We start from the raw sequence: 20,362 nt of genomic DNA on the forward strand, positions 1-20,362 counted from the left end.
CTCCTCCCGACTCGTCGTCCGCGGCCAGCCTAGCGATCGGTTCCGGCACTCGACAGGCCACGTGAAGCGGTCCTTTCAGGAGTCCGGGGCCGCGGCGCCGACGAGCCACATCGAGAAGAACTGGGAACCGCCGCCGTAGGCGTGTCCGAGGACCTTCCTGGCCCTGTCCACCTGGTGTTCTCCGGCTTGGCCGCGCACCTGGAGGGCCGCCTCGGCGAAGCGGATCATCCCGGAGGCGCCGATCGGATTGGTGGAGAGCACTCCGCCCGACATGTTGACGGGGAGGTCCCCGTCCAGTTCGGTGACACCCGATTCGGTGAGTTTCCAGCCCTCGCCCTCCTCGGCGAAGCCGAGGTTCTCCAGCCACATGGGCTCGTACCAGGAGAACGGCACATACATCTCGACGGCGTCGATGTCGCGGCGCGGGTCGGCTATTGCGGCCTGCCGGTAGACGTCCGCCGCGCAGTCCTTGCCGGCCTGCGGTGACACGGCGTCCTTGCCGGCGAACAGGGTGGGCTCGCTGCGCATGGCACCGCCCAGCATCCAGGCCGGTGGCCTCGGGGAGCGCGCGGCTCCCGCCCGGTCGGTGAGGACCATGGCGCAGGCGCCGTCGGAGGAGGGGCAGGTCTCCGAGTAGCGGATGGGGTCCCACAGCATGGGGGACGCCTGGACCTTCTCCAGGGTGATGCCGTGCTCGTGGAGGTGGGCGTACGGGTTCTTCAGCGCGTTGCGCCGGTCCTTGTAGGCGACGAGCGAGCCGACCGTGTCGGGGGCGCCGCTGCGCCGCATGTAGGCCCGCACGTGGGGCGCGAAGAAGCCGCCCGCGCCCGCCAGCAGCGGCTGCTGGAAGGGGATGGGCAGGGACAGCCCCCACATGGCGTTGGACTCGGACTGCTTTTCGAAGGCGAGGGTCAGCACGGTGGAGTGGACCCGGGAGGCGACGAGGTTGGCGGCGACCAGTGCGGTCGACCCGCCCACCGAGCCCGCCGTGTGGACCCGCAACATGGGTTTGCCCACCGCCCCCAGCGCATCCGCCAGGTACAGCTCGGGCATCATCACGCCCTCGAAGAAGTCGGGCGCCTTGCCGATGACGACGGCGTCGATGTCGGCCCAGCCCAACTCTGCGTCGTCGAGGGCGCGTCGCGCGGCCTCGCGGACGAGCCCCGCGATGGACACGTCCCGCCGGGCCGCCACGTGTTTGGTCTGGCCGATCCCTACGACGGCCACGGGCTCCTTGCTCATCGCGGATCCCCTTCGAGTACGGCGACCAGGTTCTGCTGCAGACAGGGCCCGGAGGTGGCGTGGGCGAGGGCTCGGTCGGACTCGCCCCGGTGGATACGGGCGGCGGCCTCGCCGATGCGGATGAGTCCGGCGGCCATGATCGGGTTGGCGGCGAGGGCCCCGCCGGACGGGTTCACGCGGACCTCGTCGCCGAGCCGGAGCGCCTTGCGCAGCACGACCTCCTGGGAGCTGAACGGCGCGTGCAACTCGGCGGTGTCGACGGGCCGATCGAAGGCACCGGCCTTCTCGGCGGCGAGCCGGGTCGACGGCGAGTCGGTGAGGTCCCGGACGCCCAGGCTGTGCGCCTCGATGCGGTGGTCGATGCCCCGGATCCAGGCCGGGCGGCCGCACAGTTCCCTGGCCCGCTCCCCCGCCGCGAGGATCACGGCGGCGGCGCCGTCCCCGATGGGCGGGCAGTCACCGGTACGGAGCGGACGTACGACGTAGTCCCCCTGCGCCACCGAACCCCTGAGCTGGGCATGGGGGTTGGAGCCGGCGTCCGCTCTGCTGCGGGCGCCGACGGCGGCCAGCGCGGGTTCGTCGGTCTCGCCCGCGTCGACGAGGGCCTGCGCCTGGAGCGCGGCGAGGGCGACGGAGTCCGGCCAGAGAGGGGCCACGTAGTAGGGGTCGAGCTGCCGCGTCAGCACGTCCCGCACCGAGCCGGGTGAGGACTTGCCGTAGGAGTAGACGAGCGCGGTGTCGGCGTCCCCGGTGAGCAGCTTGGTCCAGGCCTCGTACAGCGCCCAGGCGCCGTCCATCTCGACATGCGACTCGGAGATCGGCGGCCAGGCGCCGACGCCGTCGAGGGCGAGGGTGAAGGAGAAGGCGCGGCCGGCCAGGTAGTCGCTGGAGCCGGAGCAGGTGAAGCCGATGTCGGCGGTCTTCAGGCCGGTCTGTCCGAGCACGTCGTGCAGCACCGGCATGAGCATCTCCACCTCGGAGAGCTCCTCGCTGGTGCGCCGGTGGTCGGTCTGCGCGAAGGCGACCAGTGCTATGTCACGCATCACAGCAGCTCCTTGTACATGTCGTAGTCCGCATCGGGTTCGCCGGTGGGCCGGTAGTGGTCGGGGTAGCGGGCCCCCTCGGTCCACACCGGCTCCACCCGCAGCCCCATCCGCACCTGGTCGTAGGGGATGCCGCCGATCCGGCCGTGCAGGGCGAGGCCTGCGCCGTCGAGGGCGATGTGGGCGTAGACGTACGGCACCTCGATGTCGAGGTTCTTCGCCTTGATGTTGACGATGCAGAAGGTGGTGACCGTGCCCGCGGGTCCCACCTCGACCTGTTCGGATGTGGCCACCCCGCATGTGGGGCACGCACCCCTCGGCGGGACGTACACCTTCCGGCAGGAGGGGCAGCGCTCGCCGAACGTCCGCTGGGACGAAAGGGCGTTGATGTACGCGGTCTGGGCGCGGCCGGGCGAGTAGGTGTAGTCGAGACGGGCGTGGGCGACGATGCCGTGGACGGCGTCCTCGAACGCGCCGTCGTGCCCGCCGGGTTCGACCGCCTCACCCTCGTAGGGCTCGAAGCAGGCGATGTCGGTGATGGCGCCGGTGCGCTCCTCGGCCCAGCGGATGCGGACCCGCATGCCGGTGTGCACGGCATCGGGTGCGGGTGCGTCGAGGGCATGCAGCAGGGCGGTGTCGGCACCGTCGAGGCGGACCAGGACCCAGGCGAACGGGGTGTCGAGGGGCTGGCCGCGGCGGGGTTCGTGGTTCCAGGCCCAGGTGGTGACCGTGCCGGTGGGGGCGACCTCGACGAGGTCGCGGATCTCGTCGGCGGTGACCGGGTCGTACTCGACGGGCGGGACGAGGGTACGGCCGTCGCCGGTCTTCACCCCGAGGACGACGCGTTCGCGCAGCCCGGTGAGAAAGGCGCTCTGGACGGGGCCGAGGGAACGGGTGAAGGGGAACTCGACGACAAGAGGGGCTTTGAGGACTTCGGGCATAGCGGGCTGGCCTCCTTAAGGTCGGTGAGGGTGGCGCCCCGCCTTCAGGGGCGCGGGGCTGTGACATATGCGGCTCCGCCGCGTGGGCGCGACCAGCCACATGCGGCCCGCAGCCTCCGACGCACCCCGGTCATCACTCGCGCTCGTACACAGCAGGTCGTTTCTCCGCGAAGGCACGGGCTCCTTCCCTCGCGTCCGCCGTGTCGAAGATCGGCCACCCCCGCTTCAGCTCAGCAGCGAGCCCGTCGGCCTCCGTCATCTCCGCCGTCTCGTACACCGACGCCTTGACCGCCTCGACCGCCAGCGGCCCGCACGCGTTGATCTGCTCGGCGATCTCCAGCGCCTTGTCGAGCGCACCACCGTCGGGGACGACATGCCCGACCAGCCCGATGTCGGCGGCCTCGCGCGCGCTGTACGGCCGTCCGGTCAGCAGCATCTCCAGCGCATGGGTGCGCGGGATCTGGCGTTGCAGTCGGACCGTGGAGCCGCCGATCGGGAACAGCCCCCGCCGGACCTCGAACAGGCCGAACGTCGCGGACTCGCCCGCGACCCGGATGTCGGTGCCCTGGAGGATCTCGGTGCCGCCCGCGACGCAGTACCCCTCGACGGCGGCGATCACCGGTTTGCGCGGGCGATGGTGGCGGAGCATCGCCTTCCAGTGCAGATCCGGGTCGGCCTTCAGCCGGTCGCGCAGGTGCTCCCCCTCCATGCCCTTCCCGGCCAGCGCCTTGAGGTCCATCCCGGCGCAGAAGGCACCCCCGGCCCCGGTGAGCACGATCGAGCGGATGCCGTCGTCCTCGTCGGCCTCGATCCAGCCGTCGTACAGACCGACGAGCATGGAGATCGAGAGCGCGTTCTTGGCCTCGGGCCTGTTGAGCGTGAGCACCAGTGTGGCGCCCTCGCGCCGCACGGTGAGGTGTTCCGTCCCACCCATGGACCGTCTCCCCTCTGAAAGAACGAGAACAGGTTGCAGTAGGGCGGGAGGCACTTCAAGGGTTTTCTGACAGACAGTCAGATTTCTTCGCGCGAACCCTTCCCACTTGCCGCGCCCTTTGCTCTGATGACCGGCGAACCGACAGTTGCGCCTTTCTTCGTCATGGTTGCCGGGGTCAGGAGGAGCGGTGGAGTACAACCTTGCCGATCTGTTCGAGTCGGTCGTCGACGTGGCCTCGGACCGCGAGGCGCTCGTGTACATCGACCACCCCGGCACGGGTGCGGAGCGCCGGCTGACCTACGCGGAGCTGGACGCCGCCGCCAACCGCATCGGCCATCACCTGATCGACAGCGGGATCCGCCCCGGCGAGCATCTCGGGCTGCACCTCTACAACGGGGTCGAGTACCTCCAGACCGTGTTCGGTTGCCTGAAGGCGCGGGTCGTGCCGGTTAACGTCAACTACCGCTATGTCGAAGAGGAGTTGGTGTACCTCTACCGGGACGCGGACCTGGTCGCGCTGGTCTTCGACGCGGAGTTCGACGACCGGGTGGCGGCGGCGCTGCCCAGGGCGCCGAAGTTGCGGCACCTGGTGCGGGTGGGTGAGCCGGCTTCGGGACTCAAGGCCCTGCCCTTCGCGGAGGCCGAGGCCGCCGGGTCGCCCGGGCGCGGGTTCCCGGCGCGCTCGGGCGACGACCAGTTCATCATCTACACCGGCGGCACCACGGGAATGCCCAAGGGTGTGATGTGGCGTCAGGAGGACCTGTTCTTCGCCGGGCTGGGCGGCGGCGCACCGACCGGTGAGCCGGTGAAACGGCCGGAGGAGCTGGCCGAGCGGGTGGCGGCGGGCGGGACCGGGATCACCTTCTTCCCCACTCCCCCGCTGATGCACGGCACGTCGACGCTCACCTCCTTCATCGGCTTCAACTTCGGGCAACGGGTGGTGATCCACCGCAAGTTCGTGCCCGAGGAAGTGCTGCGGACCGTCGAGAAGGAGAGGGTCACCAGCATGTCGCTGGTCGGCGACGCGATGCTGCGTCCGTTGATCGACGCCCTGAGGGGGCCGCTGAAGGGCACCGACTGCTCCGCCATGTTCAGTGTCTCCTCCTCGGGCGCGATCCTCTCCGAGACCGTCCGCCGCGAGTTCAGCGAACTCGTCCCGAACGCCATGCTGCTGAACAACTTCGGGTCCTCCGAGTCCGGCTTCAACGGCACCGCGACCGACGACTCCGGGGCCGGCAGCGGGTTCCGGGTCCGGGTCAACTCCCGCACCCAGGTGGTCGATCCGGCCAGCCATGAACCGGTGACGACGGGCGAGATCGGCCGGGTCGCGCAGAGCGGACACGTACCGCTCGGCTACTACAACGACCCGGGGAAAACCGCCGAGACCTTCTTCGAGAAGGACGGCCGCCGCTGGGTCCTTCTCGGCGACATGGCGACCGTCGACGAGGACGGCGTGGTGACCGTGCTCGGGCGGGGCTCGCAGTGCATCAACACCGGGGGCGAGAAGGTGTATCCGGAGGAGGTCGAGCAGGCGCTGAAGTCGCACCCGGACGTCTACGACGCACTGGTGGCCGGGGTGCCGGACGCCAAGTGGGGCAACCATGTGGCGGCCGTGGTGCAGTTGCGCGAGGGCGCGGCACCGCTCTCCCTCTCCGACGTCCAGACGCACTGCCGTACCCGGCTGGCCGGGTACAAGGTCCCCCGTCAACTGGTGATCACCGAGGCCGTCCAGCGGTCGCCGAGCGGGAAGGCGGACTACCGGTGGGCGCGGGCGGTGGCGGTGGCCGCTGACCGGTAGGGGCGGCCGCGCGAGCAGCACGGGACCGGCCGGGCGTACTCTTTGCGCGCGGTTGACCTGGGCTGTTGAACGCGGGGTTACGCGGGGCCGTACGCGAGGTTGGCGGTCCTGGCCTGCGGGTCCGGTCTGCCGTGCCATCACCGGGCTTCGCATGGAAGGACGTACGGGTGTCGCACCTCCCGCCCCCTCGCCAACTGCTGGACACGGACGCGGACGCGCCGGCCGCGGACCGGACGGAGGGAGCATCGGCCGCAACAGCGGAACCCGGCGCCGGGTCGAACACCGAGGCGGAGGCACGCCCGACGGTCGACGAGGCCGGGACGAACGAGCCGGGGAGAGGTCCCGAGGCGGCCGAAGAGGCCGGCTCGGGCACGAACTCCGGCGCGGAGGAGCCGGCGGACGAGGCGACCGGCGACGAAGAACGCGGCCCGGCGGCCGAGGAGTCCACCGCCCCGCACAGCGCTGCCGCCGACAACGAAGGCACCCCAGAGGCCGCCGCCCCACACACAGCCCCGGCTCCCGCGTCAGCAGGGGCCCGCCCCCAGGACACCGACGCCGAGACCGACGCCGACGCCAAGCCCGAGGCCGAGAACGACTCCGACGCCGACGCTGATGCCAAGGCCGACACCGGGAACGACACCGGTGCCAAGGCCGGGGCCAAGGCCGACACCGGGAACGACCCCGCCCCTGAGGCCGAGGCCGAGAACGACGCCGATGTGAAGGCCGAGACCGACGCCAAGGCCGACGCGAAGGCCGACACCGGCACAGACGCCGAGGCCGACGCGAAGGCCGACACCGACACGGACGCCGAGGCCGACCCCGAGGCCGGCGAGGCGACCGAGTCGCACGCGGACCCCGCCGCGGTCGGGGACGAGACCGGGCCCGCCGCCGACGCCGTCATATCCGGCCGGCCCGGCTGGTTCGGCTGGCGCCGTCGTTACCCCCGCACCGCAGCCGCCGTGCGGGTGGGCACCAGTGTCCTGGCCGGTGCGTTCGTGATCGTCGCGATCGTCGTGCCCGACCGCCTCGACCGGCTCACCGTGCAGTCGGTCCTCCGCCTTCCCGTCGAGGCGATCTTCCTCGCGATCGTGCTGCTCGCACTGCCGATGAAGGCGCGGCGGATCGCGGCCGTCGTCGCGGGCGCGTTCCTCGGGCTGTCCACCGTCCTGAAGCTCGTCGACATGGGCTTCTACCAGACCCTGGCCCGGCCGTTCGACCTGGTCTTCGACTGGCCCCTGCTGACCGACGCGGCGGACTGGATGAAGGACTCCTTCGGGCGCGCCGGCGAGGTGCTCGCGGTGGTCGGGGTGCTCGTCCTGCTCGTCGCCGTGATCGCGGTGAGCGCGCTCGCGGTGCTGCGGCTGGCCGACCTCATGGCCCGGCACCGCCCCGTGGCGGCGGGCACCACGCTCGCCCTCGGCACCGTGTGGATCACCTGCTTCTCGCTGAGCCTGCAGTTCGCCAGTGTCCCGTTCGCGACCAAGGGCTACAGCGACTTCCTCGCCCACCGCGTGCAGTACGTCCGTGACGGGCTGGGGGACGCCAAGGTCTTCGCCCAGCAGATGCACGTCGACAAGTTCGCCCAGACCCCGTCCGACCAACTGCTGACCGGGCTGCGCGGCAAGGACGTGATGTTCACCTTCATCGAGAGCTACGGCCGGGTGGCGATCGACGATCCGGCGATGGCACCGGAGATCGACGCGACGCTCGCCGAGGGGAACGCCCGGCTCAAGGCGGCCGGTTTCGCGGCGCGCAGCGGCTGGCTCAGGTCGCCCGTGACGGGCGCCGGCAGCTGGCTCGCCCACTCGACGTTCCTGTCCGGTCTGTGGGTCAAGAACCAGGAGCGGTACCGGACCCTGACCACCAGCGACCGCGCGACCCTCACCAGCTACTTCCAGAAGACCGGCGCCTGGCGCACGGTCGGCATCGTCCCGGGCGTGCGCGCGGCCTGGCCCGAGGGCAAGTACTTCGGCCTCGACCACATCTACGACTCCACGCACCTCGGCTACGAGGGCCCGTACTTCAGCTGGACGCCGGTGCCGGACCAGTTCAGCCTGGAGGCCTTCCAGAAGCTGGAGCACGGGAAGAAGAACCGCGACCCGATCATGGCGGAGATCATCCTGGCCTCCAGCCACAACCCCTGGTCCCCCATCGCTCACATCATCGACTGGAAGGACCTCGGGAACGGCAAGATCTTCTACAAGATCAAGAAGGAGGGCACCAACCCCACGGAGGTCTGGAAGAGCGCGCAGCGCGTGCGCACCGAGTACCGCAAGGCGATCCAGTACTCCCTGGACAGCCTGACCCAGTGGATGCAGCGCTACGGCGACGACAACACCGTCCTCGTCTTCCTCGGCGACCACCAGCCCGTCCCGACGGTCACGCGCGGCAGCGCCAACAGGGACGTGCCGGTCACCATCGTCGCCCGCGACCCGAAGGTCCTGGACCGGGTCTCCGACTGGGGCTGGACGGAGGGGATCAAGCCCGCGGACAACGCCCCGGAGTGGACCATGGACAAGTTCCGCGACCGCTTCCTGACGGCGTACGGGCCGCGGACCTGAGCCACCGGCTCCGTCCTACCGGTCGCCGACCGGTAGGACGCGTGGGTGTGCCACCGCCGGAGGGACGGTGTGGGGATCGTACTCTGTGCGCACGATATGGCATCGATCATGCACACAGAGTCACGACAGCCGCATGGAAGGACCTCCGGTGTCGTACCCCACCCCTGCTCGGCCGCGGAGACATCCGCGTGTCGTCCGGACCGTCACGGTGGGGACGACGGTGCTGGCCGCCGCCCTGCTGCTGGCCGCGCTGCTGCTGCCGAACCAGCTCGACCAGCTCGGGCCGAAGGCGTTCCTGCGCCTCCCGGCCGAGGGGATCGCGCTGGCGGCCGTGCTGCTGGTGCTGCCCGGACGGGCGCGGCGCGTCACGGCGGTGACGGCGGGCGCGGGGCTCGGGGTGCTGACGCTGGTGAAGTGCCTGGACATGGGCTTCTACTCGGTGCTGCAGCGCCCCTTCGACCTGGTGCTGGACTGGATCCTGCTGGACGACGCGGCGGACTATGTGCGCGAGTCGTTCGGCCGGACCAGCCAGGTGCTCGCCGTCGCCGGGGCCGTGCTCCTGGTCGTGGCCGTGCTCGCCCTGAGCACGCTCGCCATGGTGCGGCTCGCCGACCGGATGGCCCAGCGGCGCCCGCCCGCGGGCGGTACCACCCTGGTTCTGGCCGTCGCCTGGGTCACCTGTGCGGTCTTCGGTCTCCGGGTCGGCGGTGCCCCCGTCGCCTCGACGCTCGACGCCCAGCTGGTCCACGAGCGCCTCCACGCGGTCCGCGCCGGGCTCAGGGACGCACGCGTCTTCCGGCAGGAGGCCGCCGTCGACTCCTTCGCGAAGTCCCCGCCGGACCGGCTGCTGACGGGCCTGCGCGGCAAGGACGTGCTCATCACGTTCGTCGAGAGCTACGGCCGTACGGCGATCGAGGACCCGGCGATGGCGCCGCAGGTCGGCGCGGTACTCAAGGAGGGCGGCGCCTCCCTCAGGGCGGCCGGGTTCGAGGCGCGCAGCGGCTGGCTGCGGTCCCCGGTGATCGGGGCGGGCAGCTGGATGTGCCATGCGACGCTGCTGTCCGGGCTGTGGATCGACAACCAGCAGCGCTATCGCAACCTCGTCTCCGGCGACCGGATGACCCTGGCCAAGTACTTCCGGAAGACCGGCGCGTGGAGCACGGTCGGCATCGTCCCGGGCGTCCGCACCGCCTGGCCGGAGGCCGGTTTCTTCGGCCTCGACCGCAGCTACGACTCCACGCATCTCGGTTACCACGGCCCGTACTTCAGCTGGACGCCGGTCCCGGACCAGTTCACCCTTCAGTCCTTCGAACGTCTGGAGTACGGGAAGAGGAACCGGCGCCCGATCATGGCGGAGATCATCCTCGCCTCCAGTCACCAGCCCTGGGCGCCCCTGCCCCGCATGATCAACTGGAATGGCCTGGGCGACGGCTCGGTCTTCGGGCGGATCGAGAAGGAGGGCAAGGACCCGGCGGAGGTCTGGAAGGACAACGAGCGGGTGCGCACCGAGTACCGGACCTCCATCGAGTACTCCCTGCACAGCCTGTTCGGGTTCATGCGGCGCTACGCCGGCAAGGACACGGTCCTCGTCTTCCTCGGCGACCACCAGCCGCGCCCGGAGGTCGTGGCGGGCAGCCCGCGCAGGGACGTTCCGATCACGATCGTCGCCCGCGACCCCAAGGTCCTGGACCGGGTCGCCGGCTGGGGCTGGACACCGGGCATGAAGCCGGCCGGGGACGCCCCGATCTGGGCGATGAACGAGTTCCGCGACCGCTTCCTGACGGCGTTCGGACCGCGGGCCTGAACTCGGCTCAGCCGTCGAGGAATTCGACGGTACGGCGGACGAACCACTCGGGGTCGTCCAGCCAGGGGTAGTGGGCGGCGCCGGGCTGGACGGTGACCTCGGCGTTCGGGAAGGCTTCGGCGGCGCGCCGGGCCAGTTCGGGGCTCGGACCGCCGTCGAGTTCCCCGGCGTACACCAGGACGGGGGCGGTGAGGGTGCGCAGGGCGGCCCGGGTGGCGTCCGGGGTGAAGGCTCCATCGGCGAAGTAGCGGTCGCCCGCCTCGAAGTTGCTCTGCTCCTCGGTGGCCGCGACATGGGCCTGGGCGACGGCGTCCCAACGGCCGTGGAAGAAGGGCAGGAACGCCTCGTCGAAGTCCCCGGCGCCCGTCAGCCACGCCTCCAGCAGGGGGAACGCCTCCTCGTACCAGGGTTCCGCCGCCCGCAGCCGGGCCGCCGCGAGCCGCTCCTCCGGGGTGGCCCGCAGGCCCAGGGCCGAGGGATTTCCGGTGATCAGCGCGAGCCGCCGTACCCGGTGCGGATGGGCCGCCGCGTACAGGATCGCCAGACTGCCGCCCGCCGAGTGCGCCAGTACGTCCATGTGGTCGAGCCCTATGTCGGCGCGCAACACCTCCACGTCGTCGACCAGTCGGTCGCAGCGGTACGACGCCGGGTCGGCGGGCGGCGCAGAGTCGCCGGTCCCCCGCAGGTCGAGCAGGATCAGCCGACGGCGGGCGGCCAGTCCGCCGAGGTCCCCGAGATAGGCGGAGGCGCGCATGGGCCCGCCCGGCAGCACGAGGAGCGGTTCGCCCTCGCCTCTGACGTGGTAGGCGAGGCGGGTCCCGTCCGATGCGGTGAAGGTGGGCATGGGACTGATCGTCGGGGACGGTGACGCGCAATCGCAACGGAATTCGACGGCGGCCCCGGCGTCGGGGCGGGTGGCCGTGGCGTCAGGCGGGCGGGCCCGGCTTGCGCACCCGGAACGCGAACTGCCCGCAGAACGTGAGCTTGCGCAGGTTCACCAGGGCCGTCTTGCGGCCTCCCTTGCGTGCCCAGGTGTCGATCTCCGTGTTGAGCGGCGACTCCTTGCGCCAGAACCGGCCGTACTCCCGCATCCGTGTGCCGTGGTAGGTACGCATGATCAGTGTCACGCCGTCGAGCGAGGGCCGGATCTCCTCCAGGGCGAGCCCGGCCGCCTCGACCAGCACCCGGAATCCGTACGGCGTGTAGTTCCACAGGCTGAAGGAGTGGTACGGCTCGAACTGGGAGGTGCTGCCGATGAACAGCCCGCCCGGGCGCAGCACTCTGCCCACCTCCGCGAGCAGTTCCCTGGGCCGGGCGACGTGCTCGAAGACCTGGTGCGAGTAGACCAGCGGCACGGTGTCGGAGCGGAACGGCAGGTTGACGCCGTCGAAGTGCACCACGGTGTCGGCTCCGGCCCGGTGCTGTGCGGCCTCCGGGGAGTCGCGGATGTCGACGCCCACCCAGCGCACGGCGGAGTCGTGTCTGCGGAAGAGCCCGGCCGACGTGCCCCGTCCGCATCCGAGGTCGACCACCCGGTCCGGTGCCCGCGGGGAGCGCATGGCCTGGTCGAGGTAGTAGCGGGAGGTGACCTGGCGGGCGTGGTCGCCAGGGATGCAATCGTGCATGAGTTCCCACAGGGTCGACATGCCCCCAAGCTACGGAGGTGCCGTTCCCCGGGCCACATCCGGTGGCGGGTTCGGCTTGCCTGTCATCCCTTGGGGCGAACGGGGCATCGCGGACGGCGGCCCGAGGCGGCCGATGCCGGACAGGTCGCGGGCGGTCACGCTGTTGCGGTCGGCGACGGTGCGGCCGAGCGCGTGGTGGGGCCACAGTCCCCCGGCCTGCCGGCGGCTGCGCTCGTTCCATTCCAGGGCCTCGGCGGCGCGTGCCCGGAAGAAGTTGAGCGCGTAGCCGCCGGAGTGGATCCGCAGCAGGAAGAATCCGCCCGGGTACTCCTTGGCGGCGCCGACCTCCTGCAGGGTCACCTGCGGGGCGAGCGGCACATGGGTGCGCTTGTTGCGATGGGTGTGGCCGACATGGTGGAGGAACACACCCGGGGCGGCGGCATAAGCCCGCAGGATCGCGCGGGCCTGGCGGCGGCCCAGTCGCTGTCCGGGGCTCACCGGGAAGAGGGCGTCCCTGACGGTGAGCGGATGGTGTCCGAAGACGACGGTGGGCTGTTCCCTGTGGGCGCGCAGGCGGCTCCGGAACCAGGACAGCTGCTCGGAGCCGAGGCCGCCGGCGTCACCGCCGTTGCCGCGCTTGTCGTAGGTGTCGAGCCCGATGATCCGCAGTCCGGCCACGTCGTGCTCGAACCAGCCGGGACGGTCCTGCCCGCCGAACACCCGGTGGAAGGCGTCGCCGTCCCGCGCGCGCCGGTCGTGGTTGCCCCGTACGACGAAGTAGTCCCGTGCATGGGTGCCGAAGCCGTCCAGGATGCGTCTGGCCTCCGCCAGGTCGCGCGGTCCGCCGCCGGCGGAGATGTCGCCGGCGGCCAGCAGCAGCTGGGCTCCACGGCGGCGGGCCTCGTCCACCACGGCGCCGCTCATGAGCTCGGGGTACGGGGCAAGCCCGGCCCGCTGTGCCACTCCGCGCAGGAAGGGGACGCCGGCCACCAGACCGGCGACGGTCTCGCCGATGTGCAGGTCGTTGCAGAGGCCGAGGGACAGGAGGTGGCGGCCGGGTGGGGGCTGTGGGGTGGTGAAGGAGTAGGGGCCGCCGGGCGAGCCGAGGCCGTGCCGGGAGGTGCCGGCCGCGTTGCCGCGCACCAGGTGCAGCGCGGTGGGTGTGGCGGGCACGCCCCTGGAGTGGGCCTGGTAGTAGTACGTCTGCCCGGGTTCCAGGCCGGTGAGCTCGATGTGGTGGTGGGCGGTGGGCCGGTCCTCGCCCGCGGTGCGGTTGAGGCGGGCGGGATGGGTGCCGTAGCGGACCTCGCCCTCGGTGACGGCGGGCAGCATACGGCCGGTGCCGTCGTCGGTGCCGGGCTGGGCGGTGTGCCAGGTGATGACGGCACGGTCCTCGGTGAGGGTGACCAGTTCCAGGTGGACGGCGGCGAGGGATCGGGGGTGCCGGGGGCGGGCGGTGGGGAGTGCGGAGCGGAGCAGGGCGGGGGCGAGCAGGAGACCGGAGCGCAGCACCTCGCTGGGGCCGGGTATGCCCGCGAGTGCGCCGAGGGGGACGGGGAGGCAGCAGCGCATGTCTGCTATGTGCACGCCCCCGGTGAACGGCGGAGGTGGAACCGGAAGCCGCACACGGTATGGAACCGGACTTCTTGGCTCCTCACGAGGAGGCGCTGAACCGGTCCCGCAGCTCGCGCTTGAGGATCTTCCCGCTGGCGTTGCGGGGCAGGGCGTCCACGAACAGGACCCGCTTGGGTGCCTTGAAGCCGGGCAGGGTCTCCTTGACATGGGCGATCAGCCGGGCCTCGTCGGCCTCGCCGCGCGGCACGACGACCGCCGTGACCATCTCGATCCACTGCTCGTCGGGCAGGCCGATCACGGCGGCCTCGGCGACCGCCTCATGGGTGTAGAGGGCGTCCTCGACCTGCCGTGAAGCGACCAGCACACCACCGGAGTTGATGACGTCCTTCACCCGGTCGACGATCGTGAAGTAACCGTCGGCGTCGCGCACCGCGAGGTCACCGGAGTGGAACCAGCCGTCCCGGAAGGCCTCTTCGGTCTCCTCGGGCTTCTCCCAGTAGCCCTCGCACAGCTGCGGTGAGCGGTAGACGATCTCACCGGGTGTGCCGTCGGGCACGTCCTGGCCGTCCTCGCCGACCACGCGTGCCTCGACGAACAGCACGGTACGGCCGCAGGAGTCCAGCCGTCCCTTGTGCTCCTCGGGCGCGAGCACGGTGGCCAGCGGCCCGATCTCGCTCTGCCCGAAACAGTTGAACAGGGCGAGTTCCGGGAGCCGTTCACGCAACCGCTCAAGAACCGGTACCGGCATGACCGACGCCCCGTAGTACGCCTTGCGCAGCCCGCCCAGGTCGCGGGTCGCGAAGTCGGGCCGGTTGGACAGCCCGATCCACACGGTGGGCGGCGCGAACAGGCTGTCCACACGGCCGGTCTCGACCAGGTCGAAGAGGGTGTCTCCGTCGGGCCCGTCCAGGATGATGTTCGTGGCCCCGACCGCCAGGTACGGCAGCAGGAACACATGCATCTGGGCGGAGTGGTAGAGCGGCAGCGCGTGTGCGGGCCGGTCCCCGGCGCTCAGGTCGAGGGCGGCGATCGCGCTCAGGTACTCGTGCACCAGCGCCCGGTGGGTCATCATCGCGCCCTTGGGCAGCGCGGTGGTTCCCGAGGTGTAGAGCAGCTGGACCAGTTCCTCGGTGCGCGGTTCGGGTCCGTCGTACGGCAACGCGTCCGCGAGTCGGGCGAGAAGCGAGCCGTCGGCGTCCCGCAGCGGCAACACCCTCGGCACGTCGGGAAGTCGGCCGGTGAGGTCCGGGTCGGCCAGCACCAGTGCGCTGCCCGACTGGCCGAGGATGTACGCGAGGTCGTCGCCGGTCAGGTTCTGGTTGACGGGGACGTGCACCAGGCCGGCCCGGGCGCAGGCGAGGAAAGCGATCAGGTAGGCGTCGGAGTTGTGGCCGTAGGCGCCGACCCGGTCGCCGCGTTCGAGGCCCTGGTCGAGCAGGACGGTCGCCGCCCGTGAGACGGCGTCGTCGAGTTCCTCGTACGTCCACCGGCGCTCGCCGTACTCCACCGCCACCCGCGCGGGGGTACGCCGGGCGCTGCGCCGCAGCACCCCGTCAACCGTGCTGCCCTGTCCCTGCGTCATGACTCATGATCCTCGGTCCCCGGGCGGGGCAGGTCAAGCACCACCGGAACCGCACACCCGCGCCCGCGCTCAACTTCCTCTTCCCGCAACGACGTTGGGAGGCACGGATGCGCACCACCCGTGTGCGACGGCTGTTCGTCACAGCCGTCGCGCTGCTCACCGCATCGGCCGCGTTACCGACCGCGGCGGCCGGGTCGCGAAGCCATCAGGACCAGCCGTCGCACGGCGGTCTGTCCGCCGTCATCCGCTACACCGAGTACGGCATCCCGCACATCCTCGCGAAGGACGACGCGGACCTCGGCTTCGGCACCGGCTGGGCGCAGGCCACCGACCAGGTCTGCACCCTCGCCGACGGCTTCCTGACCGTACGCGGCGACCGTTCGCGTTTCCTCGGCCCGACCGCGGCCACCGACTTCTCGCTCTCCTCGGCCGGCGACAACCTCTCCAGCGACCTGTACTTCCGTGGCGTACGCCGGTCCGGCACCGTGGCGAAGCTGCTCGCCGAACCGGCTCCGCTGGGCCCGAGCCGGCAGGTGAAGGACCTGATGCGGGGCTTCGCCGCCGGGTACGACGCCTGGCTGGCGCGGAACCGGATCACCGACCCGGCCTGCCGGGGTGCCGCCTGGGTGCGGCCCATCAGCACGCTTGACGTGGCCACCCGCTACTACGCCCTCTCCGTGCTCGGCGGCCAGGGCGGTGCCGTGGACGAGATCACCGGGGCAAAGCCGCCCACCGGCGCCACGGCGCCCGGGCGGAGTGCCGACGCCGAGGCTCTGGTCAGGGCCGTACAGGCGCGGTCCGGCACGGCCGACATGGGATCGAACGCGGTCGCGTTCAGCGGTGCCACCACCGCGAACGGCCGTGGTCTGCTGCTGGGCAATCCGCACTACCCGTGGCAGGGCGGACGCCGGTTCTGGCAGTCGCAGCAGACCATCCCGGGCGAGCTGAACGCCGCCGGGGCGTCGCTGCTCGGCACGCCGACCATCGCCATCGGCTACAACTCACGTGTGGCGTGGAGCCACACCGTCTCGACCGGTGTCCCCTTCGACCTGACCCGGCTGACGCTCGATCCGTCCGACCCCACCGTGTATCTGGTGGACGGCAGACCGGAGCGGATGACCAGGCGGACGGTGACGGCCGCGGTCAAGGGCGGCGCTCCCGTCACCCGCAGCCAGGGGTGGACGCGGTACGGCCCGGTGGTCGCCGACCCGGACGGCGATCCGCCGCTGCCCTGGACCACCACGACGGCGTACGCCTCCAGCGACCCCAACGCCGCGAACTTCCGGTTCGCCGACACCTCGCTCGGCTTCGGCAGAGCGCGCTCCACGGCGGACGTCCTCGCCTCCCTCGACCGGCACCAGGGGCTGCCGTGGGTGAACACGATCGCCGCGGACTCCGCCGGGTACACCCTCTACACCCAGTCGCAGGTGCTGCCCCGGATCACCGACGACCTTGCGGCGCGCTGCTCCACCGACCTGGGCAGGATCACCTATCCGCAGGCGGGGCTGGCAGTCCTCGACGGCTCGCGGTCCGACTGCGCGCCGGGCAGTGACGCCGACGCCGTCCAGCCCGGCATCTTCGGGCCCTCCCGCATGCCCACCCTCAAGGACGCCCCGTACGCGGAGAACTCCAAGATCATGATCAAGGCGTGATTACTGACCTTGGCGTTTTAGGGTCAGTTCGGTCTGTCGAGGGCGAGGCCCGTCCCGGCGAGGAACCCGCCGAGGATGGTGTGCCGGTACTGCAGCGCCTTGAGACGCCTGCGGAGGAGGGTCTCCAGCTCGCTGAGGGTGCGGGCGGCGAGGTTGGCCAGGCTGCGCTTGATATGCGCCCACAGGCCTTCGACCGGGTTGAGCTCGGGCGCATACCCGGGCAGCAGGATGACGGTCAGCCATTCCCGCTCGGCCACGAGTGCCTTCATCGTCTTGGAGATGTGGGTGCTCAGCCGGTCCCACACCACAATCAGCGGGGCCTTGAGCAGTTGGTGGGCACCGTCGAACAGGTGGATGTAGTCGCTTTCGCCGAGCGAGCGGCGCTCGCCCCTGCGGCCGGTATGCCGACGCAGCCGGTAGCACAGGCGGGCGGGCAGGCCGGGCCGGTAGCACAGCAGCCCGGCCGCCGAGAGCCGTCCCCGGCTGCGGCCGGATACCTTGACTCTCGGGGTGATGCCGCGTCGGCCCCAGGTGCGGCCCTTGGGCGGACGGCCGGTCACGCCCGCTTCGTCCTCGAAGCAGACGAACGCGCCGGTCGCCGCCCGGAGGGTTTTACGTCCTGCCAGGTCGCCTCCCGCCATGCGGTGATCGCGTCCTCGTCACGTTCGGCGGCGGGCCGGGCGGGCATCTGCACGCTGTAGCCCATCCGGTGCAACAGCGGGGTGACTCCGGAGGCGCTGTAGGAGAGGTGAAACTTCCGCCCGGTCAGCGTGCGCACCCGTGCGGCGGTCCACACCTGGTCGTCCGACCAGCCGTGCGCGGCCGGCCCTTCTTCCAGCCAGGCGGCGAGCTTGGCCTGCAGGCCGGGACGGAGTCGGCAGTCGTAGCCCGGGGGTCCCTGGGACCGCAGCGCTTCCCGCCCGCCCGACGCCCAGGCACGGCGCCTCTGGTAGACCGACTTCTCACTCACCCGTAACTCCCGGGCGATGCACGGGACTTTTACGTCCTCCTCGAAGAGGTCAGCGGCCCGCATGCGTACCTCTTCGCGACGCTTGCGCCGCTCGGCGGTCAGCCCGCCCCCGTCCGGATACCGCATACATCCGAGCTACCAGCCAAGAGGGACCCTGTCACCAGTTCCGACGACGTCCCAGACGCTATAACGCCAAGGTCAGTAAGGACATGGGCCCGGAGGTGAGGGCATGTCGGGCAGACAATGCTTACGAGCCGGGCCGAGTCCGCGTACATGGAGGCATTTCAGCCTTCGAATGCACAGTCCCCGGGGTTGCAGTGATCCGGTGGACCTGCTCGATGCTGAGCGGGGCTACAGAAGCCCGCGGAGTGAGACTTCGGCTTTGTCCACGGCTTCGGTAAGGGTGCGCATGTGGGCTTGCGGGAGGTTCCCTGCACCGAGCCTTGACGCGGTGAGTACGGCGTCGAGTTGCCGTCTCTGCTCACCGCTCAGGCAGGAGGGCGCGGCGGGGTGGTCCAGGACGTCGCGGGCGGCGTAGGCGTCGAGGCTCGCCACATCGGCGACGGCTTGCGGTAGGAGGGCGTCGTGGTGGCTGGTGTGGTCGCGGGCGAGTTCGAGCGCGGTCAGTCCGACGCGGGCCTGGAATGCGGCGGTCTCGGGGTCGGGCGGGGTGAGCAGCGCGAGGGCTTCCTTCAGGGCAAGGTCGAGCTCTGGCTGCCGTGGGGGTGAAGTCGCGGGCCGGCAACAGATGCGCAGAAGACTCGCGACGGTGTTTTCCCACGGTTCTGTGGGGGTGGTGGAGTCGATGGTGTCGCGGGCCTGCTGGATCAGGCCGCGTTCCATCAGCGACATGATCTTGATTTGGCGTCCGTCGAGGAGGCGGTTGCCGATGCCGCGGTGTGCGGTCATGGCGTCGGCGGCTTCAGTCCAGCGGCCGATGCGGGCCAGAGCCCTGGCGCCGTCGACGAGGACGGTGACCCACAGCTCCTTGCAGATGGTCTGGTGGTCTGCGTCGGTGTTGATCAGCGTGGACAGGTCGATGGTGTGGCCGCGGATCTCGGTGGTGCCGCGTTTCTGGGCGGCGCGGTAGAGCCGTGTGAGTACGTCGTAGGCGGCTTCGCCGTCGCCCTCGCGGGTCAGCAGCCGGGAGATGTTGATGATCGGCATGAGCGACATCACGGCGATGTCGCCGGTGTGCTGTCCGGCGTCGGCGAAGACCTCGTGCTGCCTCCAGCACAGGTCGGCTGCGAGGGCGGGCATGCCGACGTCGGAGGCGATCAGTGCGGCGTAGTTGAGGACCGAGCAGGTGCGGGCCACCAGGTCGTGGTGGGCCGCACCTGTGGGCGCGACAGTCAGCCGGTTGAGGAGGGTGAGGCATTCGTCCAGCGGTAGCGCGGGCTTCTTGGCACGGCGGACCAGCGGGATGCGGCTGGCTATCGGCGGGATCATCGGCTCAGTCCTTGCGCGGCCAGTCGACGACGAGACGGCTGTAGGCCTTGTCGATCACGAAGCGCGGCTCGGCCGCGGTCAGTCGGTCGCGGGCGTCGCCGACGGCCATCCGGAAGTCGGGCTCCGGCCCGTCGTTGCCCCAGCCGCGGTGCCACTCGCCGATCTCCGTCACGACGTGGTCGGCGAGCTCGGCGGCGCGCGAGCCGTGGCCGGTAACGCCGACCTCCCAGAACTTGCCCTGCTCGTCCTCGCCTTCACGTTGGGTCAGGTAGGCGAGCGTGTCACCGTCGAGGGCGGCCATGGCCCCCCAGCCGAAGCTCGGGGCGTAGCCGGGCCGGGAGCCGGGCATGCGGGACAGGCCGTTGGGCAGCACGCACGCCAGGTACAGGTACATCCACTCCCAGGGGGCGCCCTTGCGGAACCGGACTCCGGTGTAGACGGTGGTCTGCGGCTGGTCCAGGACGGTGCGCATCGCTTCGCGGTCCACCTCCTGTTCGCTGAAGGTCTCCAGGCGCACGTTGCCCTCACCCTCGTGGGGCACGAGGGTGTAGATGTCGTCGCAGACCCCCTTACGCAGGGGCACGAACGTCGCCATCTCACACGAGACGGTCTTCCAGGTGTCGCCGTCGCGTTCGAAGGCGAAGGAGCGGGAGATGCTGCCGCGGATCCGCATCGGCAGGACCAGGCGTCCGCCGGGGGCGAGCTGGTCGAGGATCCGCACGGGGACGTCGCCGGCACCGACGGTGAACTGGATGCGGTCATAGGGGGCGTGCTCGGGAAGGCCTGCCGCGCCGTCGCCCAGCACGGCGGTCACGTTCGTGGCCCCGGCCTCGGTGAGGTTCTTCTGGGCTCCGTCGACGAGGTCCTGGTCGACATCCACGGTCCACACGTGGCCGCCGGGCGCTACGAGATGGCCGAGGAGGGCGGCGTTGTAGCCGGTGGCCGCGCCGGCTTCGAGGATCTTGTGCCCGGGTTCGGCGCCGACCTGCTCCAGTTGGGTGGCGACGATCGAGGGTGCGGAGATACAGGAGATCATCAAGCGGCTGACCGAACGCGGAATCCTGGTCGAGACCGAGCAGGGCTTGTTCACCCAGCCGCGGCCGTACCGCCTGGCGACGCTGCGGCCGGCCCGCCCCCCTTCCGGAAGGGCGAAACGGACGTTGAATCACGTACCGACCTCTTGGAA

General features: G+C 70.9%; 15 protein-coding genes and 1 pseudogene. 4 read left to right on the forward strand and 12 right to left on the reverse strand.

Translation table 11 applies throughout. From position 1 onward, the window contains the following. Positions 1 to 75: 75 nt before the first annotated feature. The 4 genes from EDD90_RS02875 to EDD90_RS02890 all read right to left on the reverse strand — a co-directional run bounded on the left by EDD90_RS02875 (position 76) and on the right by EDD90_RS02890 (position 4,160). Positions 76 to 1,242: a thiolase domain-containing protein gene (locus EDD90_RS02875; RefSeq protein WP_123971584.1), complete on the reverse strand. Its 1,167-nt coding sequence runs from the start codon at positions 1,240 to 1,242 to the stop codon at positions 76 to 78. Then, a complete protein-coding gene (locus tag EDD90_RS02880) occupies positions 1,239 to 2,285 on the reverse strand; it encodes a thiolase domain-containing protein (protein ID WP_185148886.1) in 1,047 nt (348 codons plus the stop codon). The genes EDD90_RS02875 and EDD90_RS02880 overlap by 4 nt, the downstream gene beginning before the upstream one ends. Then, a complete protein-coding gene (locus EDD90_RS02885; protein WP_123971586.1) occupies positions 2,285 to 3,226 on the reverse strand; it encodes a Zn-ribbon domain-containing OB-fold protein in 942 nt (313 codons plus the stop codon). Before EDD90_RS02885 ends, EDD90_RS02880 begins: the two co-directional genes overlap by 1 nt. 133 nt (positions 3,227 to 3,359) lie before the next feature. Continuing rightward, on the reverse strand, positions 3,360 to 4,160 hold the full coding sequence (locus tag EDD90_RS02890) for a crotonase/enoyl-CoA hydratase family protein (protein WP_123971587.1): 801 nt from the start codon (positions 4,158 to 4,160) through the stop codon (positions 3,360 to 3,362). A gap of 187 nt (positions 4,161 to 4,347) precedes the next feature. Between EDD90_RS02890 and EDD90_RS02895 the strand changes: the two genes are divergently transcribed. The 3 genes from EDD90_RS02895 to EDD90_RS02905 all read left to right on the forward strand — a co-directional run bounded on the left by EDD90_RS02895 (position 4,348) and on the right by EDD90_RS02905 (position 10,323). After that, the gene (locus tag EDD90_RS02895; RefSeq protein ID WP_123971588.1) at positions 4,348 to 5,958 is read left to right on the forward strand and encodes an acyl-CoA synthetase; all 1,611 of its coding nucleotides are present in this window, start codon (positions 4,348 to 4,350) and stop codon (positions 5,956 to 5,958) included. Positions 5,959 to 6,674: 716 nt separating this feature from the next. Then, on the forward strand, positions 6,675 to 8,519 hold the full coding sequence (locus tag EDD90_RS02900) for a sulfatase (RefSeq protein ID WP_260328676.1): 1,845 nt from the start codon (positions 6,675 to 6,677) through the stop codon (positions 8,517 to 8,519). A gap of 133 nt (positions 8,520 to 8,652) precedes the next feature. After that, positions 8,653 to 10,323 carry a sulfatase gene (locus EDD90_RS02905; RefSeq protein WP_398923895.1) on the forward strand — a complete coding sequence of 557 codons (1,671 nt, stop codon included), beginning with the start codon at positions 8,653 to 8,655 and terminating at the stop codon, positions 10,321 to 10,323. 7 nt (positions 10,324 to 10,330) lie between these two features. On the opposite strand, the gene EDD90_RS02910 is transcribed toward EDD90_RS02905, so the two are convergent. From EDD90_RS02910 to EDD90_RS02925, 4 genes are all read right to left on the reverse strand, one after another. Beyond that, a complete protein-coding gene (locus EDD90_RS02910) occupies positions 10,331 to 11,167 on the reverse strand; it encodes an alpha/beta fold hydrolase (protein WP_123971589.1) in 837 nt (278 codons plus the stop codon). Positions 11,168 to 11,249: 82 nt separating this feature from the next. Then, positions 11,250 to 11,969 (reverse strand): class I SAM-dependent methyltransferase, encoded by a 720-nt coding sequence (locus tag EDD90_RS02915; RefSeq protein ID WP_123971590.1) that lies wholly within the window; start codon positions 11,967 to 11,969, stop codon positions 11,250 to 11,252. 9 nt (positions 11,970 to 11,978) lie between these two features. Next, positions 11,979 to 13,535: a metallophosphoesterase family protein gene (locus EDD90_RS02920; protein WP_311737195.1), complete on the reverse strand. Its 1,557-nt coding sequence runs from the start codon at positions 13,533 to 13,535 to the stop codon at positions 11,979 to 11,981. A gap of 67 nt (positions 13,536 to 13,602) precedes the next feature. After that, the gene (locus EDD90_RS02925) at positions 13,603 to 15,105 is read right to left on the reverse strand and encodes an acyl-CoA synthetase (RefSeq protein WP_123971591.1); all 1,503 of its coding nucleotides are present in this window, start codon (positions 15,103 to 15,105) and stop codon (positions 13,603 to 13,605) included. A gap of 107 nt (positions 15,106 to 15,212) precedes the next feature. On the opposite strand from EDD90_RS02925, the pseudogene EDD90_RS02930 reads away from it, so the two are divergent. Further along, positions 15,213 to 16,736: pseudogene (locus EDD90_RS02930) on the forward strand (penicillin acylase family protein); the annotation flags it as partial. Between the two features lie 44 nt (positions 16,737 to 16,780). Here EDD90_RS02930 and EDD90_RS02935 read toward each other — a convergent pair. The 4 genes from EDD90_RS02935 to fxlM form a co-directional block, all read right to left on the reverse strand. Beyond that, a complete protein-coding gene (locus EDD90_RS02935) occupies positions 16,781 to 17,317 on the reverse strand; it encodes a transposase (RefSeq protein WP_260327544.1) in 537 nt (178 codons plus the stop codon). Beyond that, on the reverse strand, positions 17,314 to 17,853 hold the full coding sequence (locus EDD90_RS02940) for a winged helix-turn-helix domain-containing protein (protein ID WP_185148888.1): 540 nt from the start codon (positions 17,851 to 17,853) through the stop codon (positions 17,314 to 17,316). Before EDD90_RS02940 ends, EDD90_RS02935 begins: the two co-directional genes overlap by 4 nt. Positions 17,854 to 18,078: 225 nt before the next feature. After that, on the reverse strand, positions 18,079 to 19,176 hold the full coding sequence (locus tag EDD90_RS02945) for a hypothetical protein (protein ID WP_123971594.1): 1,098 nt from the start codon (positions 19,174 to 19,176) through the stop codon (positions 18,079 to 18,081). Between the two features lie 4 nt (positions 19,177 to 19,180). Continuing rightward, the gene (fxlM, locus tag EDD90_RS02950; RefSeq protein ID WP_123980814.1) at positions 19,181 to 20,212 is read right to left on the reverse strand and encodes a methyltransferase, FxLD system; all 1,032 of its coding nucleotides are present in this window, start codon (positions 20,210 to 20,212) and stop codon (positions 19,181 to 19,183) included. Between the last annotated feature and the right edge of the window lie 150 nt (positions 20,213 to 20,362).

Origin of the sequence: Streptomyces sp. Ag109_O5-1, assembly GCF_003814875.1 — a bacterium.
Lineage (GTDB): Bacteria > Actinomycetota > Actinomycetes > Streptomycetales > Streptomycetaceae > Streptomyces > Streptomyces sasae.

What these genes read in the sequence shown, in the direction of transcription:
- EDD90_RS02875 (WP_123971584.1), bottom strand. Translation starts at nt 1,242, where the DNA reads ATGAGCAAGGAGCCCGTGGCCGTCGTAGGGATCGGCCAGACCAAACAC.
- EDD90_RS02880 (WP_185148886.1), bottom strand. Translation starts at nt 2,285, where the DNA reads ATGCGTGACATAGCACTGGTCGCCTTCGCGCAGACCGACCACCGGCGC.
- EDD90_RS02885 (WP_123971586.1), bottom strand. Translation starts at nt 3,226, where the DNA reads ATGCCCGAAGTCCTCAAAGCCCCTCTTGTCGTCGAGTTCCCCTTCACC.
- EDD90_RS02890 (WP_123971587.1), bottom strand. Translation starts at nt 4,160, where the DNA reads ATGGGTGGGACGGAACACCTCACCGTGCGGCGCGAGGGCGCCACACTG.
- EDD90_RS02905 (WP_398923895.1), top strand. Translation starts at nt 8,653, where the DNA reads ATGGAAGGACCTCCGGTGTCGTACCCCACCCCTGCTCGGCCGCGGAGA.
- EDD90_RS02910 (WP_123971589.1), bottom strand. Translation starts at nt 11,167, where the DNA reads ATGCCCACCTTCACCGCATCGGACGGGACCCGCCTCGCCTACCACGTC.
- EDD90_RS02915 (WP_123971590.1), bottom strand. Translation starts at nt 11,969, where the DNA reads ATGTCGACCCTGTGGGAACTCATGCACGATTGCATCCCTGGCGACCAC.
- EDD90_RS02925 (WP_123971591.1), bottom strand. Translation starts at nt 15,105, where the DNA reads ATGACGCAGGGACAGGGCAGCACGGTTGACGGGGTGCTGCGGCGCAGC.
- EDD90_RS02940 (WP_185148888.1), bottom strand. Translation starts at nt 17,853, where the DNA reads ATGCGGTATCCGGACGGGGGCGGGCTGACCGCCGAGCGGCGCAAGCGT.
- EDD90_RS02945 (WP_123971594.1), bottom strand. Translation starts at nt 19,176, where the DNA reads ATGATCCCGCCGATAGCCAGCCGCATCCCGCTGGTCCGCCGTGCCAAG.
- fxlM (WP_123980814.1), bottom strand. Translation starts at nt 20,212, where the DNA reads ATGATCTCCTGTATCTCCGCACCCTCGATCGTCGCCACCCAACTGGAG.